General features: G+C 71.5%; 13 protein-coding genes. 4 read left to right on the top strand and 9 right to left on the bottom strand.

Features of this window, described 5'->3' with window-relative positions; all coding sequences use genetic code 11:
• Window positions 1-3: 3 nt before the first annotated feature.
• Entirely contained in the window at window positions 4-1,602 is a 1,599-nt protein-coding gene (locus tag ABZT74_RS11750; protein WP_356434295.1) for a glycoside hydrolase family 3 N-terminal domain-containing protein, read from the top strand.
• Window positions 1,603-1,693: 91 nt separating this feature from the next.
• Here ABZT74_RS11750 and nagB read toward each other — a convergent pair whose 3' ends face one another.
• Window positions 1,694-2,479, bottom strand: a complete 786-nt coding sequence (nagB, locus tag ABZT74_RS11745; protein WP_356434292.1) for a glucosamine-6-phosphate deaminase — start codon at window positions 2,477-2,479, stop codon at window positions 1,694-1,696.
• Window positions 2,480-3,068: 589 nt separating this feature from the next.
• On the opposite strand from nagB, the gene ABZT74_RS11740 reads away from it, so the two are divergent.
• Window positions 3,069-4,535 (top strand): PAS domain-containing sensor histidine kinase, encoded by a 1,467-nt coding sequence (locus ABZT74_RS11740; RefSeq protein WP_355882812.1) that lies wholly within the window; start codon window positions 3,069-3,071, stop codon window positions 4,533-4,535.
• Window positions 4,536-4,788: 253 nt separating this feature from the next.
• On the opposite strand, the gene ABZT74_RS11735 is transcribed toward ABZT74_RS11740, so the two are convergent.
• Both ABZT74_RS11735 and ABZT74_RS11730 read right to left on the bottom strand, forming a co-directional pair.
• Entirely contained in the window at window positions 4,789-5,046 is a 258-nt protein-coding gene (locus ABZT74_RS11735) for a WhiB family transcriptional regulator (protein ID WP_006380970.1), read from the bottom strand.
• A gap of 317 nt (window positions 5,047-5,363) precedes the next feature.
• On the bottom strand, window positions 5,364-6,332 hold the full coding sequence (locus ABZT74_RS11730) for a diacylglycerol kinase family protein (RefSeq protein ID WP_355882798.1): 969 nt from the start codon (window positions 6,330-6,332) through the stop codon (window positions 5,364-5,366).
• 170 nt (window positions 6,333-6,502) lie between these two features.
• Here ABZT74_RS11730 and ABZT74_RS11725 point away from each other — a divergent pair, with 170 nt between their 5' ends.
• Window positions 6,503-6,955, top strand: coding sequence for a hypothetical protein (locus ABZT74_RS11725; protein ID WP_356166555.1), 453 nt, complete (start codon window positions 6,503-6,505; stop codon window positions 6,953-6,955).
• A 6-nt stretch (window positions 6,956-6,961) separates the two neighbouring features.
• On the opposite strand, the gene ABZT74_RS11720 is transcribed toward ABZT74_RS11725, so the two are convergent.
• The 3 genes from ABZT74_RS11720 to ABZT74_RS11710 form a co-directional block, all read right to left on the bottom strand.
• Window positions 6,962-8,083, bottom strand: a complete 1,122-nt coding sequence (locus ABZT74_RS11720) for an RNA polymerase sigma factor SigF (RefSeq protein WP_356166558.1) — start codon at window positions 8,081-8,083, stop codon at window positions 6,962-6,964.
• The gene (locus ABZT74_RS11715) at window positions 8,080-8,493 is read right to left on the bottom strand and encodes an anti-sigma regulatory factor (protein ID WP_081221804.1); all 414 of its coding nucleotides are present in this window, start codon (window positions 8,491-8,493) and stop codon (window positions 8,080-8,082) included. Before ABZT74_RS11715 ends, ABZT74_RS11720 begins: the two co-directional genes overlap by 4 nt.
• A gap of 285 nt (window positions 8,494-8,778) precedes the next feature.
• Window positions 8,779-9,039: a UBP-type zinc finger domain-containing protein gene (locus ABZT74_RS11710; protein WP_356434289.1), complete on the bottom strand. Its 261-nt coding sequence runs from the start codon at window positions 9,037-9,039 to the stop codon at window positions 8,779-8,781.
• 61 nt (window positions 9,040-9,100) lie between these two features.
• Between ABZT74_RS11710 and ABZT74_RS11705 the strand changes: the two genes are divergently transcribed.
• Window positions 9,101-10,696: a Na+/H+ antiporter gene (locus tag ABZT74_RS11705; protein WP_356166559.1), complete on the top strand. Its 1,596-nt coding sequence runs from the start codon at window positions 9,101-9,103 to the stop codon at window positions 10,694-10,696.
• Here the strand turns inward: ABZT74_RS11705 and ABZT74_RS11700 are convergent.
• The 3 genes from ABZT74_RS11700 to ABZT74_RS11690 all read right to left on the bottom strand — a co-directional run bounded on the left by ABZT74_RS11700 (window position 10,678) and on the right by ABZT74_RS11690 (window position 12,702).
• Complete coding sequence (locus tag ABZT74_RS11700) at window positions 10,678-11,577, bottom strand: pyridoxal-phosphate dependent enzyme (RefSeq protein ID WP_356434457.1); 900 nt, start codon at window positions 11,575-11,577, stop codon at window positions 10,678-10,680. The two genes, ABZT74_RS11705 and ABZT74_RS11700, sit on opposite strands and share 19 nt — an antisense overlap.
• Window positions 11,578-11,742: 165 nt before the next feature.
• Window positions 11,743-12,333 (bottom strand): N-acetylmuramoyl-L-alanine amidase, encoded by a 591-nt coding sequence (locus ABZT74_RS11695; RefSeq protein ID WP_356434286.1) that lies wholly within the window; start codon window positions 12,331-12,333, stop codon window positions 11,743-11,745.
• Window positions 12,334-12,468: 135 nt separating this feature from the next.
• Window positions 12,469-12,702 carry a hypothetical protein gene (locus ABZT74_RS11690; RefSeq protein ID WP_355882780.1) on the bottom strand — a complete coding sequence of 78 codons (234 nt, stop codon included), beginning with the start codon at window positions 12,700-12,702 and terminating at the stop codon, window positions 12,469-12,471.
• Between the last annotated feature and the right edge of the window lie 166 nt (window positions 12,703-12,868).

Raw genomic sequence — 12,868 nt, 5'->3', positions numbered from 1 at the left:
CCGATGACGACATTCGCCAGTGGGACCACCGAGTCCCATCCCAAGGACGGCCTGACGCGCGACGCCCTCACCGTCCTCCAGCCCGGCTTCACCGGAACCACGGCTCCGGACTGGCTGCTCCGCCGCCTCGGTGAAGGTCTCGCCTCCGTCGGCCTGTTCGGCCGCAACATCGCCACCCCCGATCAACTGGCCGCCCTGACGGCCCAGTTGCGCGCGGAGCGCGACGACGTCCTGGTCGCCATCGACGAAGAGGGCGGCGACGTCACCCGCCTGGAGGTGCGCACCGGTTCGTCGTTCCCCGGCAACCACGCGCTGGGCGCCGTCGACGACGTGGCGCTCACCGAGGCTGTCGCCCTCGAACTCGGCCGCCGGCTGGCCGCGTGCGGGGTGAACCTCAACTGGGCGCCCTCCGCCGACGTGAACTCCAACCCCTCCAACCCGGTCATCGGCGTACGGTCCTTCGGTGCCGACACCGACCTGGTGGCCCGGCACACGGCCGCCTACGTCACCGGCCTCCAGGCCGCCGGCGTCGCCGCCTGCACCAAGCACTTCCCGGGCCACGGCGACACCGCCGTCGACTCCCACCACGCGCTGCCCCGCATCGACGCGGACCTCGCGGTCCTCCAGTCGCGCGAACTCGCCCCGTTCCGGGCCGCGATCGCCGCGGGCAGCCGTGCCGTGATGAGCGCCCACATCCTGGTCCCGGCCCTGGACCCGGACCGCCCGGCCACCCTCTCCGGCCGCATCCTCACCGGCCTGCTGCGCGAGGAACTCGGCTACCAGGGCCTCATCGTCACCGACGGCATGGAGATGCAGGCCATCGCCGGGACGTACGGCATCGAGCGGGGCAGCGTGCTGGCCATCGCGGCCGGCGCCGACGCCATCTGCGTCGGCGGCGGGCTCGCCGACGACGACACCGTGCGCCGCCTCCGGGACGCCCTGGTCTCCGCGGTCCGCGCCGGCGAGCTGGCCGAGGAACGACTCGCGGACGCGGCGAACCGGGTACGGGCGCTCGCCGAGTGGACGGCCGCGGCCGCCGCGGTCTCCCGGTCCCACACGAATGGCTCAAACGGTTCGAACGCGTCGAACGGCTCGGGCACCCCGGCCGTCACGCTCGGTACGAGCTCCGCGGGTGGCCCGGCGGGCTCCGGCAGCGCCGTGGACGTCGGTCTGGTCGCCGCCCGCCGCGCGCTCACCGTGACCCACTCCGGGGCGTTCACGCCGCTCACCGAGGCGCCCTACGTCGCCTCCCTCACCCCGGTCGCGAACATCGCCGTCGGTGACGAGACGCCCTGGGGCGTCGCCGCCGAACTGGCCCGGCTGCTCCCCGGCACCGAGACCGGCAGCTTCACCGGCGAGGACGCCGGCTCCTCGGCGCTCGCCGCTGCCGGGAGCCGCCCGGTCGTCGCCGTGGTCCGGGACGAGCACCGGCACCCCTGGATGACGGCCGCCCTCGACACGCTCCTCGCTGCCCGCCCGGACAGCGTTGTCGTCGAGATGGGCGTTCCCCAGTCGACGCCCCGTGGCGCCCTGTACATCGCCACCCACGGCGCCGCACGGGTCTGCGGCCGGGCGGCGGCCGAGGTCATCGCGGGGGAGTAGCCGCGCGGGCCCTCGGGCCACACGTGCCGGTGCCCGGCCTCCCCAGGGGAGGCCGGGCACCGGCACGTGTACGTCCGCGGACCGTCAGGCTCTAGATGCCCTGCCAGTCCGGCTTCGCGGCGAAGGTGGCGCGGAAGTAGTCCGCGAGCTTCAGCTTGGACGCGGCGGCCTCGTCGACCACGACCGTCGCGTGCGGGTGCAGCTGCAGCGCGGAGGCCGGGCAGATCGCCGCGACCGGCCCCTCGACCGTCGCCGCCACGGCGTCCGCCTTGCCCTCACCGGTGGCGAGCAGCACGAGGTGGCGCGCCTCCAGGATCGTGCCGATGCCCTGGGTGATCACGTGGTGCGGGACCTGCTCGATGTCGCCCTCGAAGAACCGCGCGTTGTCCACCCGGGTCTGCTCGGTCAGCGTCTTGATACGGGTGCGCGAGGCGAGCGAGGAGCACGGTTCGTTGAACCCGATGTGCCCGTCCGTGCCGATGCCCAGGATCTGCAGATCGACCCCGCCGTCGGCGGCGAGCGCCGCGTCGTACGCCTCGCAGGCCGCCTGGACGTCCGCCGCGGTGCCGTCCGGACCCATGAACGCGTCCATGCCGAGACCCAGCGGTTCCAGCACCTCACGGCGCAGGACGGAACGGTAGGACTCGGGGTGCTCGGCCGGCAGCCCCACGTACTCGTCGAGCTGCGCGACGCGCGCGCCCGAGGCGTCCACGGCACCGGACCGCACGGTGGCCGCCAGCGCCTCGTAGATGGGCAGCGGCGTCGAGCCGGTGGCCACGCCGAGCAGGGCGTCGGGCTTGCGCCTGAGCAGCTCCGCCATGGCCTCGGCGATCAGCTCGCCGCCCGCCTTGGCGTCCGGGACGATGACAACTTCCACGCTGGGCCTGCCGATCTGGAGAGGGGACTCAACTGGAACCCGAAGGGGGACACGTGTGGTATAGACCAATCTAGCAGAGCGCCACCCGGCCGTCGCCCTCCATGTTCGTCGCGGCGACCGCGCCGTCGACCGGGCGCCGCCGCCCCGTCCGGTCGCGGCATCCGCCGATCCCGCCCGTTCACGAACCGAAGCGGGCTAGTCTGATGGATGCTCGCGGGTGTTTGAGAATCGGACGACAACAAACATCCGCGGACGCATGGACAGCGAACACATGGACGCAGGACCATGGTCTAGTCCACAATGCTTTGAGAAACTGAACAAGCCTCCGCCTTCCCCGCACAGGAAGGCGGACCGAGGAACCGGCGCTCTCTGCCCTGACTGCTCCGGCTCCTCTCTTCGGCCGATCGGGACCGCACACCCCGTGGCCGTTGTTGCTCCGGGCTGCGGTGCCGGGAGGGTTGAGGGTCCCTCCCAGGCGCCGCGGCCCGCGGGTGTCTCCAGGGCCCCGCACGATCCGCCGAGGCCCCCCCGCGGGCGGCTGACCGGGGTCCGGACGGTTCCGCCGGGTACGCTCGCACTCGTGCCCTCCATGAACGACCTCGTACGCCAGCACACCGCCCTCGGTGACTCCGATCTCGAGTGGCTGCACCTGCTGGTCTCGGAGTGGCAGTTGCTCTCCGACCTCTCCTTCGCCGACCTCGTGCTGTGGGTCCCCACGCGCGACGGCACCCGCTATGTCTCGGTCGCCCAGATGCGGCCCAACACGGGCCCGACCTCGTACCAGGACGACATGGTCGGCCACCTGGTCCCGCGCGGTCGCCGGCCCCTGCTGGACGCGGCGCTCGACGAGGGCCGGATCGTGCGCGAGGGCGACCCCGAATGGCGCGAGGAGGTCCCGGTCCGCGTCGAGTCCATTCCGGTGCGACGCGAGGGCCGCGTCCTCGGAGTCATCGCCCGCAACACCAACCTGCTCACCGTGCGCACCCCGAGCCGCCTCGAACTGACGTATCTGCAGAGCGCCTCCGACCTCGCCCAGATGATCGCGGCGGGCACCTTCCCGTTCCCCGACCAGCAGGTCGACATGGACGCCTCACCGCGCGTCGGCGACGGACTGATCCGCGTCGACGCGGACGGAGTCGTCCAGTACGCCTCTCCGAACGCGCTGTCCGCCTATCACCGGCTGGGCCTCGCCGCGGACCTGGTCGGCCACAACCTCGGCTCCACCACCGCCGAACTCGCCCCGTCCCGGGGTCCGGTGGACGAGGCGCTGGCCAAGGTCGCCAGCGGCTGGGCACCCCGCGAGTTCGAGATCGAGAGCGCCGAGGGCGTGATCCAGCTGCGGGCGATCCCGCTCAAGCCCAAGGGCACCCGCGTCGGTTCCCTGGTGCTGCTCCGGGACGTCACCGAACTGCGCCGCCGCGAGCGTGAGTTGATCACCAAGGACGCCACCATCCGGGAGATCCACCACCGGGTGAAGAACAACCTCCAGACGGTCGCCGCCCTGTTGCGGCTCCAGGCCCGGCGTATCGACTCGGAGAGCGGCCGGGAGGCGCTCGAGGAGGCCGTGCGCAGGGTCGGTTCCATCGCGATCGTGCACGAGACGCTCTCCCAGAACCTGGACGAGCGGGTCGAGTTCGACGAGATCGCGGACCGGGTGCTCGCCATGGTCGCCGAGATCTCCCCCGGCAAGGTCACCGGCCGGCGCACCGGACGCTTCGGCATTCTGGACGCCGAGGTCGCCACCCCGCTGTCCATGGTGCTCACCGAGATCCTCCAGAACGCGCTGGAGCACGGCTTCCGCGAGGGCGACCGGGGCACCGTGGAGGTCTCGGCGGTCCGTGGCGGCACCGCCAAGGAGGCCCGCCTGCTGGTCACCGTCCAGGACGACGGGGTCGGCCTGCCCGAGGGCTTCGACCCGCACCGCTCGGGCAACCTCGGCCTGCAGATCGTACGAACGCTGGTGGAGGGCGAGTTGGGCGGCACTTTCGACATGGTCGCCGCCCCGGAGCGCGGCACCCAGGTGATCCTGGATCTCCCGGTGCGCGTACCCAAGTAGCCGATCGGCACACGATCCGCACAACTGGCCCCCGGATGGCGGCAGTCGACGACCGCTCGGTCGGTCACTCACCGTGACCCCCACCGGATGGGAGCGGCCGGCGGACAGCAATGAGCCCCGGACCACCAGGTGGTCCGGGGCTGAAAGCTCGTTGCAATCAAGCGCATCGGGGTACTGCGCGCTGCGGCTCGGGGGCGGGAGATGCGTACACGCTGTACGCGCCGCCAAGCTCAGGCTCGTGCGGGGTGGAACGTCAGGCGGTGGCCTGACGAGCTCGGTTGCGGGCGGCACGGCGCTTCATTGCGCGGCGCTCGTCCTCGCTGAGGCCACCCCAGACGCCGGAGTCCTGGCCGGACTCGAGCGCCCACTGCAGGCACTGCTCCATGACGGGGCAGCGGCGGCAGACGGCCTTGGCTTCCTCGATCTGCAGCAGCGCAGGACCGGTGTTGCCGATGGGGAAGAAGAGCTCGGGGTCTTCCTCGCGGCAAACGGCGTTGTGACGCCAGTCCATGGCTGCTACCTCTCCTTGGTATTACATGCACGTTGCTTGTGAATGTGAACGCTTTCACGAATCCCTCAACAAGTGAAGGGCCGACGACCAGACGGACTGGTGTGGTCCTGTGATTTGAGGAGGGGTTCCGGTGCTCTGGGGGCCGATGTTGCGGGCCGTCCCGAGCGCCAGATAGAGACTCGCAAACCTCGGCGGCGGATACAACCCCTTCTGGAAAGTTTTTTTTGATTCCTCGGTGTCGACTAGGTCACAGCCGTACTTCCATGGGGTGGACCCTGGTCTAAACGTTCGAGTGAAAGGACTTTGGGCCCTTCCGCTCACACAATCACACGCAGTGCACGGCGTACGCCTGTGAACGTCACGCTGGTTCGCAGTCCGAGGTGGTCGCCGTCCATCTGGAGGGGTAGCGGGGCCTTCGAATGCAAGGTGAAGTCCGTCAGGTCGTGCAGGGAGACGGCGTGCTTCCCGCGGGGTCCCCGCTCGGGGGACGAAGTGAGCAACTGGGTGGCATACCGGGCAACCGAGGCCGTCGACATGCGACTGAGGCCGAGTACGTCGAGCCCCGTATCGAACGAGGCCTTAGGCGACGCGTACACCGGACGATTGCCGAGAAACGTCCAGGGCGCGGTGTTGCAGATGATGGACAGCACCAGATCGGTCACCGGATCCGCGCCGGGGCGCTCCAGTGTGATCGTCCCGTGCCGGCGATGCGGTTCGTCCAGAAACTGCCGCATCACCTGGCGGACATACAGCGCGTGCGTCGACCGCCGGCCGCGCTCGCGCTGCTGCTCGACCCGGCCCACCACCCCCGCGTCGAAGCCGAGCCCGGCGCAGAACGTGAACCAGCGCGACGGCACGGCCTCGTCCTCCGTGCCGGGAGTCCCCGCGGCGAGGCCGAGGCCCACGGTGCGTTCCCGCTCCTCGCGCAGGGCGTCCAGCAGGGCGCCGGTCGCCTCCACGGCGTCGTTCGGCAGACCGAGCGCGCGGGCGAAGACATTGGTGGAGCCGCCGGGGACCACGGCGAGGCGGGGCAGTGAGTCCGGGTCGGGGCCCCGGTGCAGCAGACCGTTCACGACCTCGTTGACCGTGCCGTCCCCGCCGAGGGCCACGACCAGGTCTATCTCGTCGCTGTCGGCGGCCTGCCGGCCGAGGTCCCGGGCGTGCCCGCGGTACTCGGTGGTGACGGCCTCCAGCTTCATCTCGCTGGCCAACGCATGGATCAGGACATCGCGCGTGCGCGCACTTGTGGTGGTTGCTGCCGGATTGACCACGAGAAGTGCACGCATGCGATGCAGCGTACCTACTGGGTGGTACTCGGCCCAGACCGAGGTAGGGGTCCGGTAAGAGACCCGGGCGTGAGCCGGGCCACAGCGCACCGCCCGCAGGGCCTCCCGGCAAAGGGGAGTGCCCGCCCCGGGGCACTCGGCGGTCCGGGACCGACGGCTACTCTTCAGGAGTGAGCCGAGAGCAGAACCCCACCTCCGACGTCCCCCTCGCCGAACCGCGCCCCGGGCGGCTGACCGCCGCGGCGGCACTGGCCGCGCTGGAGGGGCTCGCCCTCGCGGCGGGCGGTGTCTACGTCCTCGTCCTCGGCCTGACGGGCGACCCCGACGACCGGCAGCAGGCCGTCACCGGCGGCGTCACCCTCATCGTGCTGGCGCTGCTGCCGCTCCTGGCCGCGCGCGGACTGCTGCTGCGCCGCGGCTGGAGCCGCGGCCCGGCCGTCATCACCCAGGTCATGGCGCTGCCCGTCGCCTACAACCTGCTCCAGGCCGACAGCGTCGCGATCCCCGCAGGCATCGCCCTCGCGGCCGTGGCGGTGACCGCCCTGGTGCTGCTGGTGAACCCGGCAACGACGAGGGCCCTCGGTATCCGAGGGCCCGGCGGCGACGTGCGGGAAGAGAAGTAGCGGGTCTCACTCCTCGACGAGGAGCTTCTCCCGCAGCTGGGCCAGGGTGCGGGCCAGCAGCCGGGAGACGTGCATCTGCGAGATGCCGACCTCCTGCGCGATCTGCGACTGCGTCATGTTGCCGAAGAAGCGAAGCAGCAGGATCCGCTTCTCCCGCGGCGGAAGATCCTCCAGCAGCGGCTTGAGCGACTCCCGGTACTCGACGCCCTCCAGCGCCTCGTCCTCCGAGCCGAGGGTGTCCGCGACGGCGGGCGACTCGTCGTCCGTGTCGGGGACGTCCAGGGACAGCGTGGAGTACGCGTTCGCGGACTCCAGGCCCTCCAGGACCTCCTCCTCCGAGATGGCCAGTTTCTCGGCCAGTTCGTGGACGGTGGGGGAGCGGCCGTGCAGCTGGGAGAGCTCCGCCGTGGCCGTGGTCAGGGCGAGGCGCAGCTCCTGGAGACGGCGCGGGACACGAACCGCCCACCCCTTGTCCCGGAAGTGACGCTTGATCTCGCCGACCACCGTCGGCGTCGCGTACGTCGAGAACTCGACGCCCCGCTCGGGGTCGAAGCGGTCGACCGACTTGATCAGGCCGATCGTCGCGACCTGGGTCAGGTCGTCCAGCGGCTCACCGCGATTGCGGAAGCGGCGCGCGAGGTGCTCCACGAGCGGCAGATGCATGCGGACCAGTTGGTTGCGCAGCTCCGCGTACTCGGCGCTGCCGTCCTGCATCTTGCGCAGTTCGACGAACATCGCCCGGGCCGCGCTGCGGTCCTGCGGGTCGTGCCGGATGTGCTGGGCGCTCGGCCCGTGCTGCGTGCCCTGCACGCTCTGCTCCGCGTCTCGCTCGTGCTCGCTCATAGTCCCGCCCGTCACCATTCCCCGAGCCCGCGGCTCTTCCCCCATGACCTCGGCAGCACGCGGACCGGGAGAACCTCCCCGGACGGGGGAGACCCCGGACTGCGCGGCGCCGGCTCCGCTGGTCACCTCGCCGGCACCGCCCTCCGGATGCTGCCGGGCCTGCTCGGGGATGCCGTCGACGCCGTCCCCCGTGTGCCGCGACCCGGCGGGGCCGCCGGCGCGTTCCGCGGGGGGCTCCCGTGTGCCGCGCTCTTCGTCCCGCACCGGCCCGTCCCCGTCCTTCACGCCGGCCCGGGTCCCGCGCCGCGCTGTTTGTAGAGGCTGATCGAAACGGTCTTGTCCTCGGCGACGGTGGATTCGACCTTGCCGGCGAGAGCCGACAGCACGGTCCACGCGAACGTGTCCCGTGACGGAGCGTGACCGTCGGTCGTCGGAGCGGAGACCGTGACCTCCAGTGAGTCCTCGATGAGCCGGAAGACACAACTGAGGACGGAACCGGGCACGGCCTGCTGCAGCAGGATCGCGCAGGCCTCGTCCACCGCGATGCGCAGATCCTCGATCTCGTCGAGGGTGAAGTCCAACCGGGCCGCGAGCCCGGCCGTGGCCGTACGCAGTACCGACAGGTAGGCACCCGCGGCCGGCAGCCGGACTTCCACGAAGTCCTTCGTCGCGGGCTCGCCTGCGATCTGGGACACCCTCACCTCCATGGTGGTACAAGCTCATTCGAGCTCTCTCGGGGGCCGAGGGTCGCCCCCCGGGCTAACGCGCTACGTCGTGCAGCGGTGACGCTACCGCGCTCCCGTCTTTCCTGTCCTGGGGACCCCGTCCCTTGCTGTCACTCATAGTAAGCCCACGAGCACGGACAGTGGCTAGGGGTCTGCGGGGCCCAAATCGGAAGAGCGCGCGCCGGGTTGACGTACCCAGGCGTCAGACCGTCGAACCGTCCCGGCTTTCGGCCACGGTCCTCCTCCGCGCACGGCTCAGACGAGGACGTGGTCCACGAAGCACCAACGCCAGCTCTCCCCCGACTCGAAGGTGCGCATGATCGGATGTCCCGTGTCCTTGTGGTGCTCGGTCGCGTGCCGCAGGGGTGAGGAGTCGCAACAGGAGAGGTGCCCGCACTCCAGGCACAGCCGAAGCTGTACCGGATGCGTGCCCGCGGCCACGCACTCCAGGCACGTGTCGCTCTTGGGCTCGGGCTCCTGCTGCGGCAGCGCGTCGGTGTGCGTGCACTGTTTCATGATTGCCAGGTTACGTCGGGTGTGCGGGATGCCGCGCGAAAACGAGGGCGGGCGGAAGACGATGCACGTATTGCCACTGCTGTTGCTGGTCGGCGGGAGCGCGGCGGTCGCCGGGGCCGCCCGCCGGACCCCGGTCCCGGCGCCCCTGCTGCTCGTCGCGGTGGCCCTGGCCGTGTCGTACATCCCCGGTGTGCCGGCGTACGAACTCGACCCCGACATCGTGCTTCCGCTGCTGCTGCCCCCGCTGCTGTACACGGCGGCGACCGACAGCTCGTACCTCGACCTGAGGGCCCAGATGCGGCCCGTGGCGCTGTTGTCGGTGGGGTACGTGCTGTTCGCGACGCTCGTCGTCGGCTGGGCCGCGTATCTCCTCGTGCCGAGCCTGCCGCTGACCGCGGCGCTCGTGCTGGGCGCGGTCGTCGCGCCGCCGGACGCGGTGGCCGCGACCGCGGTGGCACGCCGGGTGGGGCTGCCCTCCCGGATCACCACGATCCTGCAGGGCGAGTCCCTGGTGAACGACGCGACCGCGATCACCGCGTACAAGGTGGCGCTCGCCGCCGCCGTCGGTGAGGGCGCGACCTGGGCGGGCGGCATCCGCGAGTTCCTGCTCGCGGCCGTCGGCGGCGTGGTCGTCGGGCTCGTCCTGATGATCCCCATCCACTGGCTGCGCACCCACATCAACGAGGCGCTGCTGCAGAACACCCTCTCCCTGCTGATCCCCTTCGTCGCCTACGGAGTCGCCGAGTGGGTGGACGCCTCCGGCGTGCTCGCCGTCGTCGTCGTCGCCCTCTACCTCGGTCACCGCGCCTGGGAGGTCGACTTCGCGACCCGGCTCCAGGAGGAGGCGGTGTGGAAGATGGTCGCGTTCGTCCTGGAGTCCGCGGTGTTCGCGCTCATCGGCCTGCAACTGCCGGTCGTCCTCAAGGGCCTCGGATCGTACGAGGGGACGAGCGCCGCCTGGTACGCGATCGCTCTCTTCGTCGTCGTCGTCGCGACCCGGTTCGTGTGGGTGTACCCCGCCACCTTCCTGCCCCGCATCCTCTCGTCACGGATCCGCGAGCGCGAGGAGAACCCCACCTGGAAGGCGCCGTTCGTCATCGGCTGGGCGGGCATGCGGGGCGTCGTCTCGCTCGCCATCGCCTTCTCCATCCCGCTGACGATGCACGGCGGCGAGGCCTTCCCCGGCCGTAACCTGATCCTCTTCCTGACCTTCACGACCGTCATCGGCACCCTCGTCGTCCAAGGGCTCACGCTGCCCCCGCTGATCCGGCTGCTGAAGCTGCCGGGCCGCGACCCCCAGGCCGAGACGCTCGCCGAGGCCAACGCGCAGGCACAGGCCTCCCAGGCCGCCGAGCAGCGCCTCGACGACCTCCTCGCCGACGAGCGCAACGCCCTGCCCCCGCCGCTCGCCGAGCGGCTGCGCTCGGTGCTGGAGCGGCGCCGCAACGCCGTCTGGGAGCGGCTCGGCGCGGTCAACCCGGTCACCGGCGAGACCGCCGACGACACCTACCGCCGGCTCTCCCGCGAGATGATCGGCGCCGAGCGCGAGGTGTTCGTCAGGCTGCGCGACCTGCGCTACATCGACGACGAGATGCTGCGCACGCTGCTGCGCCGGCTGGACCTGGAGGAGGCCGCCGCCTATCGCGAGGCGGCCTGAGGCGCCGCCCCGGCGGCGGTGAACGGCGCTCCGGTGATCACCGCCGCGACCGTCGTGCCGCGCGGGAACGCGCGCTCCTCGGCCAGGGCGACAAGTCCGTACAGCATCTTGGCGACATAGAGACGTTCGACCGGCAGACCGTGCCGCTGCCCGAAGTCCTCGGCGAAGGCGTCGAGTTCGGGGGTGGTGCGGGCGTAGCCGCCGAAGGTGAAGCGGTCGTCGAGGGACCAGGTGCCGCGCCGGCCGCCGAACGCGGCGGTCTGGAGCGACTCCGTCTCCGTGCCGAGAAAGCCGCCCCTGAGGACCGGGACGCCGAGGGCGCGCTGGTCGGGGGCGAGGCCGGCGGCCAGGCCCGCGAGGGTGCCGCCGGTGCCGCAGGCGAGCGCGGCCACGTCGACGCCGTGGCCGCGCAGCTCCTCGCCGAGCGTCCGGCAGCCGCGCACCGCCGGCGCGTTGCTGCCGCCCTCCGGTACGACGTACGCGTCCTCGGCCCCCGTGGCGCGCAGGATCTCCGCCAGGGTCTCCGGCTCCGCCTTGCGGCGGTAGGTCGATCTGTCGACGAAATGCAGGCGCATGCCGTCGGCGGCGCAGCGCGCGAGCGAGGGGTTGAGGGGACGGCCGGCCAGCTCCTGGCCGCGGACCACGCCGAGGGTGGGCAGACCGAGGAGCCGGCCGGCCGCGGCGGTGGCCCGCAGATGGTTCGAGTACGCCCCGCCGAAGGTGACCAGGGTGCGGTCGGCCGCCGCCGCGAGGTTCGGCGTGAGCTTGCGCCACTTGTTGCCGACGAGGTCGGGGTGGATCAGGTCGTCCCGCTTCAGCAGCAGGCGCACCCCCCGGCGGGCGAACCGCTCGTCCACCGCCTCCCGCAGCGGGGACGGCAGCCGTGGTGCGGTCCCGAGCCGCCCGGGCGCCCCCCACCCATCGCGTCGAGGGCCGCCGGAGCGCGACGTCGCGGCGGCGGTGCCGGTGGTCTCCGGGGTGTCGGGGCTGGTCACCCGCCCATTGTCGGACACCTGTCCGCAGACGGCCCGGCGCGGGGGCCGGTACTACTTCAGCAGCTCGCGGACGCGGCCCCGCAGGGACGTCATCGTGAAGCCCTTCGGGTCCACCTTGCCCGGCTGCCACTCCAGGTGGCCGATCACCGAACGCTCGCTCCACCCGTGATGGCGGCAGATGGCCGCGGACACCTTGGCCACGGCCGCCAGCTGGGCCTCGGGCCACGGGTCCTTGCCGTCGCCGAGGTTCTCGCACTCGAAGCCGTAGAAGTGGCGGTTGCCGTCGGTGTTCGCCTCGTTGTCGTGCGGGAGGGACTTCTCGGCGATCACCGCGCGCAGCACGTCGTCGTCGCCGAGACCCGCGTGGTTGGCCCGACCGTACCCGACGAGGTGGACGACACCGTCCTTCGTGATGACGCCGTGGCACAGCGGACCGGGCAGGTCCTCGCGTCCGTCACGGCACAACCCGACCGTGCGCGCGGCGCCCGAGGTCACCGTGTGGTGGATCATCACGCCGTGCACCGGACCCCACGGTCCCTTGTGGTTGCGGTTGTGATGTCTCCAGTCGCCCACCTCGACGACGTGGACGCCCTCGTCCCTGATCCGGTCCAGGAAACTGCCCGCGGACATGGGCGATGCCATGGCCGCCTCCTTCGCGCTGCGCGCCGGCCGCCTCGCGCGGCCGTCTCGTATCGCAGCTTGTATCGCCGACGCGGCCGCCGGACCCACTCGTTCGCACGGCGAGCGAGCCGATCCGGTCAGCGGCGCGGGATCCGGTCAGGAGTGGAGGAAGCTGTCCCCGTGGGTGGCGATGTGGCTCTCCAGGGACTGGAGAGCCTGCTGGGTCGCCTCGGTGGAGCCGGTGCCGTGCCGCTCCGCGTAGTACGCGGCGCCGAGTCTCTTCAGGAGGTCGGCGCCCGCCCGCTGGGCCTGCACGTCGTCCAGCTTCTGCTTGCCCTGATTGAGGCCGCGCTGCGCCTGTTCCTTCGCGCGGTCCAGAAAGCCTGCCACTGCGATCTCCCGTCGTCGTCCGTCAGTGATCAAACGGATGGCCGGAAGCGGGAGTTCCCCGGCCGACGCGCGGTGAACGCTCGACGGAATCACCCTCTCTGCCCAACTCGCGGGTGATCCATTCCCCCTCATTCGTGTAATAGCACCGGCACGCTCCGTGATGGAA

The sequence above is a fragment of the Streptomyces sp. NPDC005302 genome (genome assembly GCF_040607345.1).
GTDB lineage: Bacteria > Actinomycetota > Actinomycetes > Streptomycetales > Streptomycetaceae > Streptomyces.
This window is presented reverse-complemented; position numbering and strand designations above follow the sequence as displayed.